At 70.7% G+C, this 16253-nt stretch carries 17 protein-coding genes; 6 read left to right on the top strand and 11 right to left on the bottom strand.

What is annotated here, in order from left to right:
- The 3 genes from EAO70_RS13350 to EAO70_RS13340 form a co-directional block, all read right to left on the bottom strand.
- Window positions 1-1152: hypothetical protein (locus EAO70_RS13350; protein WP_261992839.1), on the bottom strand; the 1152-nt coding region annotated here is incomplete at its 3' end.
- Window positions 1142-1978: a hypothetical protein gene (locus EAO70_RS13345; protein ID WP_148003213.1), complete on the bottom strand. Its 837-nt coding sequence runs from the start codon at window positions 1976-1978 to the stop codon at window positions 1142-1144. The genes EAO70_RS13345 and EAO70_RS13350, both read right to left, overlap by 11 nt.
- Before the next feature lie 127 nt (window positions 1979-2105).
- Window positions 2106-2414: a hypothetical protein gene (locus EAO70_RS13340; protein ID WP_017242359.1), complete on the bottom strand. Its 309-nt coding sequence runs from the start codon at window positions 2412-2414 to the stop codon at window positions 2106-2108.
- A gap of 324 nt (window positions 2415-2738) precedes the next feature.
- On the opposite strand from EAO70_RS13340, the gene EAO70_RS13335 reads away from it, so the two are divergent.
- The 4 genes from EAO70_RS13335 (at window position 2739) to EAO70_RS37900 (ending at window position 6263) form a co-directional block, all read left to right on the top strand.
- Window positions 2739-3767 carry an NlpC/P60 family protein gene (locus EAO70_RS13335; RefSeq protein WP_148003464.1) on the top strand — a complete coding sequence of 343 codons (1029 nt, stop codon included), beginning with the start codon at window positions 2739-2741 and terminating at the stop codon, window positions 3765-3767.
- A 300-nt stretch (window positions 3768-4067) separates the two neighbouring features.
- Window positions 4068-4790: a phosphatase PAP2 family protein gene (locus EAO70_RS13330; protein WP_148003212.1), complete on the top strand. Its 723-nt coding sequence runs from the start codon at window positions 4068-4070 to the stop codon at window positions 4788-4790.
- A gap of 335 nt (window positions 4791-5125) precedes the next feature.
- Window positions 5126-5962, top strand: a complete 837-nt coding sequence (locus tag EAO70_RS13325) for a hypothetical protein (protein WP_148003211.1) — start codon at window positions 5126-5128, stop codon at window positions 5960-5962.
- Between the two features lie 157 nt (window positions 5963-6119).
- Window positions 6120-6263, top strand: a complete 144-nt coding sequence (locus tag EAO70_RS37900; protein WP_187283890.1) for a hypothetical protein — start codon at window positions 6120-6122, stop codon at window positions 6261-6263.
- A 77-nt stretch (window positions 6264-6340) separates the two neighbouring features.
- On the opposite strand, the gene EAO70_RS13320 is transcribed toward EAO70_RS37900, so the two are convergent.
- A complete protein-coding gene (locus EAO70_RS13320) occupies window positions 6341-6697 on the bottom strand; it encodes a metal-sensitive transcriptional regulator (RefSeq protein ID WP_148003210.1) in 357 nt (118 codons plus the stop codon).
- A gap of 192 nt (window positions 6698-6889) precedes the next feature.
- Here EAO70_RS13320 and EAO70_RS13315 point away from each other — a divergent pair, with 192 nt between their 5' ends.
- Together EAO70_RS13315 and EAO70_RS13310 are read left to right on the top strand one after the other, a co-directional pair.
- Window positions 6890-7510: a DUF47 domain-containing protein gene (locus EAO70_RS13315; RefSeq protein ID WP_015035093.1), complete on the top strand. Its 621-nt coding sequence runs from the start codon at window positions 6890-6892 to the stop codon at window positions 7508-7510.
- Between the two features lie 6 nt (window positions 7511-7516).
- Window positions 7517-8515, top strand: a complete 999-nt coding sequence (locus EAO70_RS13310) for an inorganic phosphate transporter (RefSeq protein WP_148003209.1) — start codon at window positions 7517-7519, stop codon at window positions 8513-8515.
- A 279-nt stretch (window positions 8516-8794) separates the two neighbouring features.
- On the opposite strand, the gene pstB is transcribed toward EAO70_RS13310, so the two are convergent.
- The 7 genes from pstB to ppk1 form a co-directional block, all read right to left on the bottom strand.
- Window positions 8795-9571, bottom strand: coding sequence for a phosphate ABC transporter ATP-binding protein PstB (pstB, locus tag EAO70_RS13305; protein ID WP_148003208.1), 777 nt, complete (start codon window positions 9569-9571; stop codon window positions 8795-8797).
- A gap of 28 nt (window positions 9572-9599) precedes the next feature.
- Complete coding sequence (gene pstA, locus EAO70_RS13300; protein WP_148003207.1) at window positions 9600-10673, bottom strand: phosphate ABC transporter permease PstA; 1074 nt, start codon at window positions 10671-10673, stop codon at window positions 9600-9602.
- Window positions 10670-11644 carry a phosphate ABC transporter permease subunit PstC gene (pstC, locus tag EAO70_RS13295; protein ID WP_148003206.1) on the bottom strand — a complete coding sequence of 325 codons (975 nt, stop codon included), beginning with the start codon at window positions 11642-11644 and terminating at the stop codon, window positions 10670-10672. Before pstC ends, pstA begins: the two co-directional genes overlap by 4 nt.
- Window positions 11645-11747: 103 nt before the next feature.
- Window positions 11748-12890: a phosphate ABC transporter substrate-binding protein PstS gene (pstS, locus tag EAO70_RS13290; RefSeq protein WP_148003205.1), complete on the bottom strand. Its 1143-nt coding sequence runs from the start codon at window positions 12888-12890 to the stop codon at window positions 11748-11750.
- Between the two features lie 223 nt (window positions 12891-13113).
- Window positions 13114-13536 (bottom strand): NUDIX hydrolase, encoded by a 423-nt coding sequence (locus EAO70_RS13285; protein ID WP_148003204.1) that lies wholly within the window; start codon window positions 13534-13536, stop codon window positions 13114-13116.
- Window positions 13533-14531: a CHAD domain-containing protein gene (locus EAO70_RS13280; protein ID WP_148003203.1), complete on the bottom strand. Its 999-nt coding sequence runs from the start codon at window positions 14529-14531 to the stop codon at window positions 13533-13535. The genes EAO70_RS13285 and EAO70_RS13280 overlap by 4 nt, the downstream gene beginning before the upstream one ends.
- A partial coding sequence (ppk1, locus tag EAO70_RS13275; RefSeq protein ID WP_261992838.1) for a polyphosphate kinase 1 occupies window positions 14518-16253 on the bottom strand: 1736 nt, incomplete at its 5' end. The genes ppk1 and EAO70_RS13280, both read right to left, overlap by 14 nt.

Raw genomic sequence — 16253 nt, 5'->3', positions numbered from 1 at the left:
GGCGCCGCCGCCCTGGCCGCCGTCGCCGCGGGCGCTGTGGGTCTTGATGCCCTGGGAGACGAGGGAGGCGGGGGAGGAGATGACGGCGGCGGCCGTGTTCTCTCCGGCGCGGTGGAGGCGGTTGTTGCGGGAGGCCGCGATCTCGTCGCCGAAGCCGGGGACGAAGCGGTAGATCATCGCGGAGGCGAAGATCGCGAGGAGGATGATCGCGAGGCCGGAGACGACGGCGGAGAACGAGTCGGGTCCGGTGCCGGAGGAGAGGGCGCCGGCGAGGCCGAGGACGATGACGATGACCGGCTTGACCATGATGATCGCGATCATGATGCCGGCCCAGCGGCGGACGTGGCCCCACATGTTCTTGTCGACGAGGCCGGAGTAGACGACGACGCCGAGGAGGGCGCCGACGTACAGCATGACGGCGCGGAGGAACAGCTCCAGGTAGAGCACGCCCGCGGCGATCACGGTCACCAGGGAGACGATGATCAGCATGATGGGGCCGCCGCCGATGCTGTCGCCCTTCTGGAGGGCCTCCTTGAAGCTGCCGAAGAAGACGTCGGTCTGCTGGTTGGTGCCGGAGGCGATGACCTCGGTGACGGCGTCGGTGGCGTTCACGACGGTGTAGAGGATCAGCGGGGTGAAGGCGGAGGCGAGGACCGTCAGCCAGAGGAAGCCGATGGCCTCGGAGAGCGCGGTGGTGAGGGGGACGCCCCGGATGGCGCGCTTGGCGACGGCGAGGAGCCAGAGGAGGAGGGTGAGGACGGTGGAGGCGGCGAAGACGATCGCGTACCGGCCGAGGAACTCGGTGTTGGTGAAGTCGACGTCGGCGGTCTCCTTGACGGCCTTGGAGAGGTAGTCGACGGTGGCGATGGCGGCGTCGGCGAAGCCTCGGGCGAGGGATTTGAGCGGGTCCTGCTCGTTGTTCGTCTCGGGGAGCGGCACCGCGTCGCCACCGGGCTGGCTGCGCTCGCAGAGCGTCCGGGCCTCGCCCACCAGGAACCGGCACTCGCTGTTGCCCGCGCTGGTGCTCGGAGAGGGCGTGGGCGTCGGTGTGGGGGCCGCGTGCGCCGCCGAGGCGAGCAGGAGGGGCAGGAAGAGGAACACCGCCGCGATCACGGCCGCCGCGCGTGCGGCAAGGCCTCGCTCAGCGCGCATAGGTGAACCCTCCGTATCCCTCGACGGCTCCGGCGATCTCGTCGGCCATGGAGGCACGGTTGTCGCCGTTGACCGGGGTGGGGCCCTCGTGCTGGTCGAGGGACGCCACCCGCCAGTCGCCGTCGACCCAGGTGAGCTTCTCCGTAATGGTGAACCACGTGGACGTCACGGGCTTGGTCGAGCCGGCCCCCGCCAGGCCTCCGAGGCTGGTGCACCAGACCTCGATCGTCGCCGAGTTCCCCGTGTACTCCCGTACCTTCGCGCCGATCGGGATGGTGCGCGCCACGAGGGTCATGCCCGAGGGCGCGGTTCCGTCCTTGTTCAGTCCGGCGCTGGCCATGAGTCCCGCGCTGTAGGAGGCGTCGAACTTCGCCACGGTCTCGTCCCCGACCGCCGGGGCGTGCACGGCGCGTACGATCTCGCGACGCCGGTCGGTGTCGAACATCTCGACCGACCCCAGCGCCACCGCGAAGTTCGTCGCCGCGCTCTGGGCGCCCTGTTCGTCCTGGGGGTAGCCCGTGGGGATCCGGCCGTTCTTGCCGGTGACCGGGCGGACGCCCGTCGCGGCCGTGGGGGCCGTGGTGGCCGGGGTGTCGGTGGAGGAGCCGGCCGCGTCCGTGGGGTCGCCGCCCCCGCGGTTGGCGAAGGCGATGGCCGCGACGAGGAGGACCACCACGCCGACGACCGTGATGAGGGAGCGGGAGCTGCGGGCGGGGCGGCGGGTGCCGCCGTACGCGTCGCCGCCGCTGCCTTCGGGCAGGCGGGTCCGGGTCTGGCCCGAGCCGCCCACGCCGCCGAAGCTGTCGTGCTCGTCACCGGGACTCATGCCGGGAACGCCCCCTCACTGGTTCGCGGTACGGGCCGTACGGGCGGTGCTGCGCCATGGCTGGTCTTGCTCGTCTTGCTGGACATCTGGGGAACGCATTCTCAGGAGGTCGGTGTCCGACGGGACGTCAGACCGCCATCCCGTACACGATGGTGAAGAGCGTCCCCAGGGATCCGATGATGAAGACGCCGGTCAGGCCGGCCACGATCAGACCCTTGCCCTGCTCCGCGCTGAACGTGTCGCGGAGGGCGGTGGCGCCGATGCGCTGCTTGGCCGCTCCCCAGATGGCGATGCCGAGGCAGAGCAGGATGGCCACCGCCATCACCACCTCGATCATGATCTTCGCCTCGGCGCCCAGGCTGCCGAAGGGGCCCCAGTTCGGGGCGATTCCGCCGATGATGGTGGTGATGTCGCCTTTTTCTGCCGCCAGGTACATGTAACTCACCGCCCCTGTATGGGTAGTTCGTCGCCCCTGCCGGACGGCATGGGTCATCGCCCTATCTTCGCTGATGAAACCGCCCGCGTGTGACGGCTTGGCGGCTCTCTTTACCCGATCCCCGCACATCTGACCGACTTGACCGTCTTGACCTGCGGCGGCCTGGCCGGTTTCTATGCAAAGAAGCGTATCGTCACTCTGTGTATCACGGAGAGTGACTCCGAGCAATGATTGTCGTTGTTGCACTCTTGGGGCGGTGTCGGCGGCCCACCGCCTAGACTCGTTCCCGGGGGCGTACTGCCATGAGCCGAGGGGTGGTTGACGGTGCGTAGGGCCGGCAAGGCGTGGCTGGTTGCCGGGGGGGCCTTCGGGGTCTGCCTGAGCTTCGTCGCACTGCTCGTCGTCGGTACGTTCTCGGCCGCGGCGGGTCTCGCCGGCGGCGCGGGCACCGGCGTGAACGGGAACGTGGCGCTCGCCAAGGGCGCGGTCCCGGCTCTCTACCAGGGGCTCGTGCAGCGCTGGGGCAACCTCTGCCCCGCCATCAATCCGGCCCTGCTCGCCGCCCAGCTCTACCAGGAGAGCGGTTGGAACCCGCGGGCCGTCTCCTCGGCCGACGCGCGGGGCATCGCCCAGTTCATCCCCGGCACCTGGGCGAGCCACGGGGTGGACGGGGACGGGGACGGGGACCGGGACATCTGGGACCCGAAGGACGCGATCCCCTCGGCCGCCTCGTACGACTGCGAGCTCGCCGGCTACGTGAAGAACGTGCCCGGGGACCCGGCGAGCAACATGCTGGCCGCGTACAACGCGGGCGCGTACCGGGTGATCAAGCACGGCGGAGTGCCGCCCTTCAGTGAGACCCGCAACTACGTCCGCATCATCAAGTCCCTGGAGAAGAGCTTCGCCCGGCCCCCCGGCCGGGTCGACCCCTCCCGGCAGGCGGCCGGCGCGATCCACTGGGCGCAGGGCAAGCTCGGCACCCCGTACCTCTGGGGCGGCACCGGTACCGCCGCGCAGAACGGCCGGTTCGACTGCTCCGGGCTCACCCAGGCCGCGTACGAGAGCGTGGGCGTCCGCCTGCCGCGCGTGGCCAACGACCAGTACAACGCCGGTCCGCACCCCTCCCGCGAGGAGCTGCTCCCGGGGGACCTCGTCTTCTTCTCCGACGACCTGACCAACTCGCGGGCCATCCGGCACGTCGGCATCTACGTCGGCGGCGGCTACATGATCGACGCACCGCGCACCGGGGCGGTGATCCGTTTCGACCGGATCGACACCCCCGACTACTTCGGCGCGACCCGGGTCACCGCCGAGGGCGCGGCGGCGCTGCCGACCCATCTCCCGCAGTCCTGACCGGAGCAGACGGGCCGTCGGCCGCCCGGTCGCGGGCGGGGCGGACAGGCCGCGGACCCGCGTTCCCGGGCCCCGGCGGACGGGTCGGCGGCCGGGTGCGTGGCCCGCGGGCGTACCGGACATGGCCGGAACTCTCCGTCATGCACAGGCCCTGAGCTGCGGTGAACCGTCACTCTTCGATAACGTCGGCATGATCCATGAGGGAGATCGGAACGCCTGCCTCAGGCGGTTCGTTCCTGATCCGACCGCTCTGACCACGGGGGTTGGAACACACGACACGAGAGCAAGGGGCCTCAGCAGATGGCTGGACTCGCATCGGACGGTTCGAACCCCGATGTCAGCCTGCTCTACGACATCAACGGGCTGGCCAAGGCCGCCCCACCGTGGTTCGACCGCGTCATGGGGTTCGTCGGCGAGTACGGGATCATGCTCGCGATGGCCCTCGTCGTGCTGTGGTGCTGGTGGAGCGTGCGCCGCCGCGGCACCCTGGCCGACTCCGTCTCGGCGGTCGCCGGCCTCGTCTGGGCCCCGCTGGCCGCCGGCATCGCCCTCCTGGTGAACATCCCCATCCGCGGCTTCGTCGAGCGCCCCCGGCCCTTCAGGGACCACCAGGGCCTCGAGGTCCTCGTCGCCGGGAAGACCGACTTCTCCTTCGTCAGCGACCACGCCACCCTGGCGATGGCCCTCGCCGTCGGCGTCTTCGTCGCCCACCGCCGGTTCGGGCTCGCCGCGATCGGCCTCGCCCTCGCCGAGGGCTTCGCGCGGATCTACATGGGGGTCCACTACCCCACCGACGTGATCGGCGGCCTCGCCCTCGGTACGGCCGTGGCGCTGCTCCTGGCGCCGCTCGCCCTCGCCCTGCTCACCCCGGTGGTCTCCGCCGTCGCCCGCTCGCGCCGCTGCGCGGGCCTGGTCCGCTCCCGCCGGGCCGAGCCGGCCCGCCACCCGGAGGCCGTCGACATCCCCGAGCCCCGCGTCGGCGGCCCCGCCCCGGGCCCGGGGCACAGCGACCTCGCCGCCTGATCCGGGCCCGGAGGCCTGATGCGGGCCGGAGAGCGGGTCTACAGGCCCGTTTCCGGCGCTGTGCGCTCGTGGTCCGCCGCGTCCGTGCGGGCCCGGTCGCGGGACCTGCGGGCCGGGCCTGTCCAGCCGCAGCTGCAGCGGGCCAGCGCGAACGAGCCGCGCTCCGAGGTCGTCGTGATGTGAGGAGAGGACTGCGCGTGCACCTCACCACCGTACTGCGCGTGACGGCTCGCCCCGGCCGTCGTTAGGAGGTGCGGGTGTCCCCAGGGCCCGCAGGGCCGGGCGAAGGGCGGATCCCGGGCGAACAGCGGTGAGGCGTTGGGGGTTTGCAGGCGATGGTGGTGCAGCTGAGGTACGGGCGCCCGGGCGCCCGCGGAAGCGGGACGCTGGCCGTCACCGCCGTCCTGGTCGGCTCCCTCGTCGGGGCCACGGGGTGCGCCGCCCCCGAGGAGCAGGGGCCCGTGGTCGACCCGGCCCTCGCCGTACGGAACGCCCCCGACGCGCTGGCCAGGGCCGGCACCTCCAAGGCGAGCACCTCCATGGAGATGGCCGCCGGCGGGACCCGGGTCACCATCCGCGGCGAGGGCGGCTACGACTTCCGGCGCCGCACCGGCCGGCTCCAGGTGGTGCTGCCGAAGGACCCCGCCGGGACCAGCGAGCACCGGCCCATCACCGAGCTGCTCACCCCCGGCGCCCTCTACATGAAGAACCGCGGTGCCGGGGTGCCCGCCGACAAGTGGGTGCGGGTCGACACCACCACCCTCGACGACGGGAACCTCGTCACGGGCGGGGCCACCGACCCGGCCGCCGCGGCGGAGCTCCTCCGCGGGGCCCGGCAGGTCGTGTACGTCGGGGAGACCGAGCTGGCCGGGGTGAAGGTCGGCCACTACCGGGGCGTCGCGGACATCGCGTACGCCGCCCGGATCGCCGTGCCGCAGCTGCGGGGGGCGCTGGCCGCGGCGGCGAAAGGGTTCACCACGGACACCGTGCCCTTCGACGCGTACCTCGACGGCGAGGGGCGGCTGCGGAAGGTCCGCCACCAGTTCAGCTTCAGCAACCAGGGCCGTACGGTCGCGGTCGCCTCGACGACGCTGCTGTACGGCTTCGGGGTCCCCGTCACGGTGACGCTGCCGGACCGCCGGGACATCTACGCGGGGAAGATCAAGGCCTGACGGCCTGACCTGGCCCGCTGCCGACGGGGGCCATCGGCAAATGGTCCGGACGTGTCATGCGCGTTCCGTGTCCCCCTCCCTACGCTGGGAGACCGCTGGGAGACCGACGCCGTGCAGGAAGAGGTGGATGCGCGTGGCCCCGCCCGGTACAGCAACCGTGACCGCAGATCCGGACTGCGTCGCCCTCGCCGAGATCGAACTCTGCGGCGAGCTGATCATCGCCGCGTCGGCCGCGGACGGGGAGCGGCTCAGCGCGGACCGGATCGACGAGGTGCTGAGGGTGGCGTGGGGCGGGCCGTGACGGACCTCTGACGGAACGGCCCGGCTCGCCACCGGGCACCCGGTGAGCGCGCCCTCAGGTGCACATCGGCCGAGGCCTCAGGTGCGCATCATGCGGGCGATGGCCTTGGTGGCCTCCTCGACCTTGGCGTCGATGCCCTCGCCGCCCTTGGCCGCCGCGTCCGCGACGCAGTGCCGCAGGTGCTCCTCCAGGAGCTGGAGGGCGAACGACTGGAGCGCCTTCGTCGAGGCGGAGACCTGCGTGAGTATGTCGATGCAGTAGACGTCCTCGTCGACCATCCGCTGGAGGCCGCGGATCTGGCCCTCGATCCGGCGCAGCCGCTTGAGGTGCTCGTCCTTCTGCTTGTGGTAGCCGTGCACGCCGTGCTCGTGGTCGGCCGGTCCGACGGCCTCGACGGCCTCGGGGGTGACCTGGTCCGCCTCGGTGGTCGTCATGGCGTCCTCCCGTTGTCCATTAAGGGGGTGTATACCCCTCGTGGGTATATGGTACCGATCCCCGCCGGTCCGGGCGGGGGCCCGTGCAGTTCACTGTGCCCGATGGGCGACACTGAGAGACGCCGGTTAGCCGTGGCCGGATGATGCGCCTAGCATCAGCCTGACCGAAACCCAGCACCCCGAGGACCTCACGTGCGATTTCGTCTGACCCCCAGGGAGACGAGCTTCTACGACATGTTCGCCGCGTCCGCGGACAACATCGTCACGGGCTCCAAGCTCCTGATGGAACTGCTCGGGGCGGAGCCTTCCGCCCGGGCCGAGATCGCGGAGCGGATGCGGGCAGCGGAGCACGCCGGCGACGACGCGACCCATGCCATCTTCCACCAGCTGAACTCCTCGTTCATCACGCCGTTCGACCGCGAGGACATCTACAACCTCGCGTCCTCCCTCGACGACATCATGGACTTCATGGAGGAGGCCGTCGACCTGGTCGTCCTCTACAACGTCGAGGAGCTTCCCAAGGGCGTCGAGCAGCAGATCGAGGTGCTGGCGCGGGCGGCGGAGCTGACCGCCGAGGCGATGCCGAACCTGCGGACGATGGCCAACCTCACCGAGTACTGGATCGAGGTCAACCGGCTGGAGAACCAGGCCGACCAGATCCACCGCAAGCTGCTCGCGACGCTCTTCAACGGCAAGTACGACGCCATCGAGGTGCTGAAGCTCAAGCAGATCGTCGACGTGCTGGAAGAGGCGGCCGACGCGTTCGAGCACGTGGCCAACACGGTGGAGACCATCGCGGTCAAGGAGTCCTGAGGCTTCGTGGACACCTTTGCTCTGATCGTGACCATCGGTGTCGCGCTCGGCTTCACCTATACCAACGGCTTCCACGACTCGGCCAACGCCATCGCCACCTCGGTGTCGACGCGGGCGCTGACCCCCCGGGCGGCCCTGGCCATGGCCGCCGTCATGAACCTCGCCGGTGCCTTCATGGGCAGCGGGGTCGCGAAGACGGTCAGCGAGGGCCTGATCGAGACGCCGCACGGCGACAAGGGGATGGGCATCCTCTTCGCCGCGCTGGTCGGCGCGATCATCTGGAACCTGGTGACCTGGTACTTCGGTCTGCCGTCCTCCTCCTCCCACGCGCTGTTCGGCGGCATGGTGGGAGCGGCGCTGGCCGGCGGCACGGAGGTCATCTGGGGCGGCGTCCTCGACAAGGTCGTCATCCCGATGTTCATCTCGCCGGTGGTCGGCCTGGTGGCCGGTTACCTGGTGATGTGCGCGATCCTGTGGATGTTCCGCAAGGCCAACCCGCACAAGGCCAAGCGCGGTTTCCGCATCGCGCAGACGGTGTCGGCGGCCGGCATGGCCCTCGGTCACGGTCTTCAGGACGCGCAGAAGACGATGGGCATCGTGGTGATGGCCCTGGTCATCGCCGACGTGCAGCAGGCCGGCGACGACATCCCGGTGTGGGTGAAGATCGCCTGCGCCGTGATGCTCTCGCTCGGTACGTACGCGGGCGGCTGGCGCATCATGCGGACCCTCGGCCGGAAGATCATCGAGCTGGACCCGCCGCAGGGCTTCGCGGCGGAGACGACCGGCGCGTCGATCATGTTCGGCTCGGCGTTCCTCTTCCACGCGCCGATCTCGACGACCCATGTCATCACCTCCGCGATCATGGGTGTGGGGGCGACCAAGCGGGTCAACGCCGTGCGGTGGGGCGTCGCCAAGAACATCATCCTCGGCTGGTTCATCACCATGCCGGCGGCGGCGCTGGTCGCCGCGGCGAGCTACTTCGTGGTGCAGCTGTTCTTCGGCTGAGGCGGGGCGGCCCGTCGGCGTTCTGCTGGGGGTCCGGGGGTTATCCCCCGGGGGACGCGGTATCACCATGCCGGCGGCGGCGCTGGTCGCCGCGGCGAGCTACTTCGTGGTGCAGCTGTTCTTCGGCCGACGCCTTCGACGGGCGGCGCCCTTGTCGGGCGACGCCCTCGCCGTATGGCCGGAAATGATCGGGCCCGGCTCCCCTGGGGGGAAGCCGGGCCCTTCGTCGTACGGTGGCACCGCCATGCAGCACCGCAGACGAGTCGGGGGGTCCGAGGTCTAGCCGAAGCGGCCGGAGATGTAGTCCTCGGTCGCCTGGACGCTCGGGTTGGAGAAGATGCGCTCGGTGTCGTCCAGCTCGATCAGCTTGCCGGGCTGGCCGACGGCCGCCAGGTTGAAGAAGGCCGTACGGTCCGAGACGCGGGCCGCCTGCTGCATGTTGTGCGTCACGATGACGATCGTGAAGCGCTCCTTCAGCTCGCCGATGAGGTCCTCGATCGCCAGCGTCGAGATCGGGTCGAGGGCCGAGCAGGGCTCGTCCATCAGCAGGACGTCGGGCTCGACCGCGATGGCGCGGGCGATGCACAGACGCTGCTGCTGACCGCCGGAGAGGCCGGAGCCCGGCTTGTTCAGGCGGTCCTTGACCTCGTTCCAGAGGTTGGCGCCCTTGAGGGACTTCTCGACGATCTCGTTGAGCTGCGACTTCTTGTACGTGCCGTTGAGCCGCAGGCCCGCCGCCACGTTGTCGAAGATCGACATGGTGGGGAAGGGGTTGGGGCGCTGGAAGACCATGCCGACCGTACGGCGCACGGCGACCGGGTCGACGTGGGTGCCGTACAGGTTCTCGTCGTCCAGCATCACCTTGCCCTCGACGCGGCCGCCGGGGGTGACCTCGTGCATCCGGTTCAGGGTGCGCAGGAAGGTGGACTTGCCGCAGCCGGAGGGGCCGATGAAGGCCGTCACGGAGCGGGGCTCGACGGTCATGGAGATGTCGTCGATCGCCTTGTGGGCGCCGTAGTACGCGGAGAGGCCGCTGACGTCGATTCGCTTGGCCATATCAATTCACTTCCAGAGGTGACCGCGGTCAGCGGCCGGTCTTGGGGGCCTTCCAGCGGGCGATGCCGCGGGCCACCAGGTTGAGGATCATGACGAAGGCGATCAGGACGAGCGCCGCGGCCCAGGCACGGGCGACGGCGGCGTCGGTGCCGACCGCGTACTGCTCGTACACGTAGAGCGGCAGGGAGGACTGAGCGCCTTCGAAGGGGTTCGGGTTGATGAGCTTCGTACCGAACACGAGGAGCAGGACCGGGGCCGTCTCACCGGTGATGCGGGCGACCGCGAGCATGACGCCCGTGGTGATGCCGCCGATCGCGGTGGGCAGGACCACCTTCAGGATGGTGCGCCACTTGGGGATGCCGAGGGCGAGGGAGGCCTCGCGGAGCTCGTTCGGGACGAGCTTGAGCATCTCCTCGGTGGAGCGGACCACGACCGGCATCATCAGGATGGCGAGGGCCATCGCGCCGGCGAAACCGGAGGGGCCGAAGCCCAGCATCAGGTTCCAGGTGGCGAGGATGAAGAGGCCGGCGACGATCGACGGGATGCCCGTCATGACGTCGACGAAGAAGGTGACGGCCTGGGCCAGCCTGCCGCCGCCGTACTCGACGAGGTAGACGGCGGTGAGGAGGCCGATCGGGGCGGCGATCACGGTCGCGATGGCGACCTGCTCGATGGTGCCGAGCAGCGCGTGGTAGACGCCGCCGCCGGCCTCGGCGTCGAGGACGCCGTTCATCGAGTGGGTGAGGAAGTACCCGTCGAGGACTTCCATGCCCTTGCTGATCGTGACCCAGGCGAGGGAGAGCAGCGGGACGACGGCGAGGACGAAGCAGACCCAGACGAGGCTGGTGGCGACGCGGTCCTTGGCCTGGCGGCTGCCCTCGACCTTGGTGGTCAGCGCGTACGTGACGAGGACGAAGAGCAGCGCGGCGATCATGCCCCACTGGATCCGGCTGTGCCAGCCGGCGGCGACGCCGATGCCGATGCCCGCCGCGATGGAGCCGGCGGCGACGGCGGCCGGGGTCCAGCGGGGGAGGCGGGCGCTGGAGAGCGTTCCCGTGCGCTTGACCGTCGTGACCGGACGGTCCTGTATGGCGTGGCTCATGCCGCGGCCCCCGAGTACTCCTTGCGGCGGCCGATGATCCAGCGGGCGGCGCCGTTGACCAGCAGGGTGATGGCGAAGAGGACGAGACCGGACGCGATCAGGGCGTCCCGGCCGAACTCGTTGGCCTCGTTGAACTTGGCGGCGATGTTCTGCGCGAACGTGCCGCCGCCCGGGTCGAGCAGGTGGCCCGAGATGAGGAAGCTGGGGGAGAGGACCACGGCGACGGCCATGGTCTCGCCGAGTGCGCGGCCGAGGCCCAGCATGGAGGCGGAGATGATGCCGGAGCGGCCGAAGGGCAGCACCGACATGCGGATGACCTCCCAGCGCGTGGCGCCGAGGGCGAGCGCGGCCTCCTCGTGCATCTTCGGGGCCTGGAGGAAGACCTCGCGGCTGACGTTGGTGATGATCGGCAGGATCATGATCGCCAGCAGGATGCCCACGGTGAAGAGGTTGCGGGCGGGGCCGTCGTTGGCCTTGTCGAAGATGTACGTCCAGCCGAAGTACTCGTTCAGCCACTTGTTGAGGCCGTCGAGGTACGGGACGAGGAAGATCGCGCCCCAGAGGCCGTAGATGATGCTGGGCACGGCGGCGAGCAGGTCGACGACGTACGCGAGCGGCTTCGCCAGCCTGCGCGGGGCGTAGTGCGAGATGAAGAGGGCGATCCCGATCGCGACCGGCACGGCGATGGCCATGGCGATGATCGAGGAGACGACCGTGCCGAAGGCGAGGACGGCGATGCCGAAGACCGGGGGGCTGCCGGCCGGGTTCCACTCGAAGGTGGTGAAGAAGTTCGTGCTGTCCTTCGAGATCGCGAGGACGGCGCGGTAGGTGAGGAAGCCGGCGATCGCGGCCATGATCACGAGAAGGGTGATGCCGGAGCCGCGGGACAGACCGCTGAAGACGCGGTCTCCGGGGCGGGACGCGCTCTTGGCGCTCCGGCTCCTCTGTATGTCTGGTGTGGTGGTAGCCATCTGCTTCTCCGGTCTGCGGGGCCCTACGGACGTACGGGCTCCTGGCGGCGGTGCACCGGATGCCGGGTCCGGCCCCCGGTGGGGGGCCGGACCCGGCCGCGGGTCAGGACAGGGTGGGGACGATCGCGCGGACCTTCGCGGCGATCTCGGCCGGGAGCGGGGCGTAGCCGGCCTCGGCGAGGACCTTCTGGCCCTCCTCGCTCACGGTGTAGTTGAGGAAGGCCTTCAGGGTCGGCAGGGTCTCCGCCTTGTTGCCCTTGTCGCAGGCGATCTCGTAGGTGACGAGGACGATCGGGTAGGCGCCCTCGGCCTTCGTCGCGTAGTCGAGGGAGAGGGCGACGTCGCTGCCGGTGCCCTTGACCTTGGCGGCGGCGATGGCCTTCGAGGCGTTCTCCGAGGAGGCGGCGACGGGGGCGGCGGCACCGGTGTTGATGCTGACGGTGGAGATGTTGTTCGCGGTGGCGTACGAGAGCTCGAAGTAGCCGATGGAGCCCTCGGCGTCCTTCACCGCGGTGGCGACACCGGAGGAGCCGTTGGCGGCCTGGCCGCCCTGGGCGGGCCACGACTTCGACTTCGGGTCGTGCTTCCAGTCGGCGGCGGCCGCGGTGGAGAGGTACTTGCCCAGGTTCTGGGTGGTGCCCGACTCGTCCGAGCGGTGGAAGGCCTGGATGCCGCTGTCGGGGAGCTTGGCGCCCGGGTTCAGCTTGGCGATCGCCGGGTCGTTCCACTTGGTGATCTTGTTGTCGAAGATCTTGGCGATGGTGGCGGCGTCGAGGACCAGGTTGTCCACGCCCTCCAGCTTGTAGCCGATGGCGATGGGGCCGCCGACCATGGGCAGGTTGACGCCCTTGCCGGTCTTGCAGATCTTCGCCGACTCGGCGACCTCTTCCTCCTTCAGGGCGGAGTCGGAGCCCGCGAAGGCGACCTGGCCCTGGTTGAACTTGGTGATGCCGCCGCCGGAGCCGATGGCCTGGTAGTTGATCTCGACACCGGAGCACGCGGCCTGGAAGTTCTTGACCCAGAGGTCCATCGCGTTCTTCTGCGCGCTGGAGCCGGCGGCGAGGAGCTGGCCCTTGGCGCCCTCGCAGGCGATGTTCGAGGCGGCGGCGGAGGTCTTGGTGCCGCCTTCCTTGGCCGGAGTCTCCGTGTTGTTGTCCGAGCCACACGCCGAGAGGACGAGCGCACCGGAGACGACGAGGGCACCGATCGCGGAGGCGCGAAGCCCGTTCTTGCGCGAAAGCTTCACTTTCGGGTGTTCCTTCCAGAAGCCGCCCTTGTCGCGGACCGTGTGTCCCGAACGTTCTACGGCGGCGTGTGTCGGTTGGCGGTGCGTTGCTGTGCTCTGTGCACCGTGTAAGGCCGAAATTAGGCAGAACAGGTGAAGCGGTCGACGGGACAGAGTGAACGGAAAGTGAACCGTGCCGGAAGGCCGGGTGCGCGGCACCGGCGCGTGGGGACGCGCCGGGTGGCTAGCCCGCCGTCGTCGCCGTGAGGGCGTTCAGGAGGTCGCGGTCCCGCGACTGGGTGAGGCGGAGGCGGGCCGCCGTGGGCGGGAGCCAGACCAGCCGGTCGACCTCGCGGTTCGGGGTGAACGTGCCGCCGAGGGCGCGGGCCGCCCAGTACTCGACCTCTTTCGGGCGCCCGTCCACCGTGTAGCGGACCGTCGGCAGGCGCGCGCCGAGGGAGCAGGTCTGGCCGGTCTCCTCCAGGATCTCGCGCAGCGCGCAGGCCTCCGCCGACTCGTTCCGCTTCCGCTTTCCCTTCGGATGGGACCAATCGTCGTACTTCGGCCGATGGACGAGTGCGATCTCGATGCCGTGGCCGGAAAGCGCCGGGCGCCACAGGACGCAGCCGGCGGCGCGGACGGGGTTCCGGCGCTCCCCGCTGCTCATGGCACCGGCGCCGTTGTTCTGTGCCAGGCGTGTTGGAAGGCGAAGCGGGAGGCTTCTACCTCGTGGCGTTGGTCGGCGTGGAGGACGCCGAGGGCGTAGGCGGTCGCCGGGGCGATGCGGGGGGTGCGGGCCGCGGTGGCGGCGGCCGCGGCGGCTTCCGCGGCGTCGCGGTGGCGTTCCAGGGCCCGGGCGGCCTCGAAGAGGACGGGGTCGGGTTCGCCCGCGGTGTGCAGGGCCTCGGCGGCGTAGCGGTGCAGCCGGAGGAGGAGCCGGGTCTGGTGCCAGGGGGCGTCCTGGGCCTCTCCGGTGGCGAGGGCCAGGGCGTCGGCGTTGTACGGGTGGCCGGCCCGGGTCAGCGGGAGGGCGGCGACCGCGTCCAGGAGGCGGCGTTCGGCGACGGCCGCGGGGGCGTCCAGGACCTCGGCGGCGGGGGCGGCGCCGACGGGGCCGAGCGGGACCTCGGAGGCGAGGAGGGCGACGGCGTCGGCGACGGCGTGGAACCGGGCCGAGCCCAGTGCCTGGAGGGAGGCCGAGTGGGCGCGGGTCCGGGCCAGGGTGAGCTGGCGTTCCAGGAGGGCGCCGGCGCGGGCGGCGCCGACGGTGAGGCCGGTGGTCTCGCCGCCGCGGGCGGCGGGGACGGGACCGTGGTGGGCCCCGCCGGTGCCGTTCGACAGGCGGGACAGTGCGTCCACGAGCCGGACGAGCCGCGAGGTGCAGGCGTGTTCGAGGGCGAGGGTGCCGGAGAGCCAGGCGAGTTCGGTGCGCAGCTGGTCGGCCCAGGCCGGGTCGAGCAGGGGCCGGAAGGTGTGGAGCGTTCCGCTGATGCGGCGGGCGGCGCCGCGGAGCGTGCGGGCCGCCTCCTCCGCTCCGGCCGTGTCGGAGCCGCTCTCGCCGTGGAGCCGGAGGCCGCGGAGGAAGTCCGCGGCCCGGGCGTGCAGGTAGGGGGCCAGGACCTCGCCCGCCGAGATGTCCTGCGACTGGTCAGGGTTGTGCACGCCGGCGCCTCCGCGCGTCGATGAGCATCTCCTGGACGTGCCGGAGCGGTCGGCCGTCGGGGTCGGTCGCGTGCCGCGTCCAGTTCCCGTCGGGGCCGAGGTGCCAGGAGGAGGTGGTGTCGGACATCCCGGTCTCCAGGAGCCGGGTGAGTGCGGCCCGGTGCCCCGGGTCGGAGACCCGTACGAGGGCCTCGATCCGGCGGTCCAGGTTGCGGTGCATCATGTCGGCGCTGCCGAACCACACCTCGGGTTCGCCGCCGTTGCCGAAGGCGAAGATCCGGGAGTGCTCCAGGAAGCGGCCGAGGATCGAGCGGACCCGGATGTTCTCCGAGAGGCCGGTGACGCCGGGGCGGACGGCGCAGATGCCGCGGACCCAGATGTCGACCGGGACGCCGGCCCGCGAGGCCTGGTAGCAGGCGTCGATGACGGCCTCGTCGACCATCGAGTTGACCTTGATCCGGACGTACGCGGGCCGGCCGGCGCGGTGGTGGGCGATCTCCTTGGTGATGCGGGAGACGAGCCCGTCGCGCAGCGACTTCGGGGCGGTGAGCAGCCGGCGGTAGGTCTCGCGGCGGGAGTAGCCGGAGAGCCGGTTGAAGAGGTCGGAGAGGTCCGCGCCGACCTGCGGGTCGGCGGTGAGCAGGCCGAGGTCCTCGTAGAGGCGGGCCGTCTTGGGGTGGTAGTTGCCGGTGCCGACGTGGGAGTAGCGGCGCAGCAGCTCGCCCTCCTGGCGTACGACGAGCGACAGCTTGCAGTGGGTCTTGAGGCCGACGAGGCCGTAGACGACGTGGCAGCCGGCCTCCTCCAGCTTGCGGGCCCACTTGATGTTGGCCTGTTCGTCGAAGCGGGCCTTGATCTCGACGAGGACGAGGACCTGCTTGCCGGACTCGGCGGCGTCGATGAGGGCGTCGACTATCGGGGAGTCGCCGGAGGTCCGGTACAGCGTCTGCTTGATCGCGAGGACGTCGGGGTCGGCGGCGGCCTGCTCCAGGAAGGCCTGTACGGACGTGGAGAAGGAGTCGTACGGGTGGTGGAGGAGGACGTCCCGTTCGCGGAGGGCCGCGAAGATGTCCGGCGCGGACGCGGACTCGACCTCGGCGAGGTCGCGGTGGGTGCCGGCGACGAACTTGGGGTACTTGAGTTCCGGCCGGTCCTGCCCGGAGATGCCGAAGAGGCCGGTGAGGTCGAGGGGGCCGGGCAGCGGGTAGACCTCGGCGTCGGAGACCTTCAGTTCGCGGACGAGCAGGTCGAGGACGTACGGGTCGATGGACTCCTCGACCTCCAGGCGCACCGGCGGGCCGAAGCGGCGGCGCATGAGTTCCTTCTCCAGGGCCTGGAGCAGGTTCTCGGCGTCGTCCTCCTCGACCTCCAGGTCCTCGTTCCTGGTGACCCGGAACATGTGGTGGGCCAGCACCTCCATGCCGGGGAACAGCTCCTCCAGGTGGGCCGCGATCACGTCCTCCAGGGGCACGTACCGCTGCGGGGAGGCCTCCAGGAAGCGGGAGAGCAGCGGCGGGACCTTGACGCGCGCGAAGTGGCGGTGGCCGCTGACCGGGTTGCGTACGACCACGGCGAGGTTCATGACGGCGGCCATGGCCAGGGCCGCCCGGGGGGTCAGCGCCCGCGTCGACACCGAGGTGGCGATGGCGTTGGCCGAGTCGTGGAAGCCGTTGGTATAGGTGAAGCCGAGCGCGACACCGATGGTCACGATCAGAGCAAAGG

The organism is Streptomyces sp. adm13(2018) (genome assembly GCF_008042145.1).
In the GTDB taxonomy this organism is placed as follows: domain Bacteria; phylum Actinomycetota; class Actinomycetes; order Streptomycetales; family Streptomycetaceae; genus Streptomyces.
This window is presented reverse-complemented; position numbering and strand designations above follow the sequence as displayed.

What these genes read in the sequence shown, in the direction of transcription:
- EAO70_RS13345 (WP_148003213.1), bottom strand. Translation starts at nt 1,978, where the DNA reads ATGAGTCCCGGTGACGAGCACGACAGCTTCGGCGGCGTGGGCGGCTCG.
- pstC (WP_148003206.1), bottom strand. Translation starts at nt 11,644, where the DNA reads ATGGCTACCACCACACCAGACATACAGAGGAGCCGGAGCGCCAAGAGC.
- EAO70_RS13340 (WP_017242359.1), bottom strand. Translation starts at nt 2,414, where the DNA reads ATGTACCTGGCGGCAGAAAAAGGCGACATCACCACCATCATCGGCGGA.
- EAO70_RS13325 (WP_148003211.1), top strand. Translation starts at nt 5,126, where the DNA reads ATGGTGGTGCAGCTGAGGTACGGGCGCCCGGGCGCCCGCGGAAGCGGG.
- EAO70_RS13320 (WP_148003210.1), bottom strand. Translation starts at nt 6,697, where the DNA reads ATGACGACCACCGAGGCGGACCAGGTCACCCCCGAGGCCGTCGAGGCC.
- pstA (WP_148003207.1), bottom strand. Translation starts at nt 10,673, where the DNA reads ATGAGCCACGCCATACAGGACCGTCCGGTCACGACGGTCAAGCGCACG.
- EAO70_RS13330 (WP_148003212.1), top strand. Translation starts at nt 4,068, where the DNA reads ATGGCTGGACTCGCATCGGACGGTTCGAACCCCGATGTCAGCCTGCTC.
- pstB (WP_148003208.1), bottom strand. Translation starts at nt 9,571, where the DNA reads ATGGCCAAGCGAATCGACGTCAGCGGCCTCTCCGCGTACTACGGCGCC.
- EAO70_RS13285 (WP_148003204.1), bottom strand. Translation starts at nt 13,536, where the DNA reads ATGAGCAGCGGGGAGCGCCGGAACCCCGTCCGCGCCGCCGGCTGCGTC.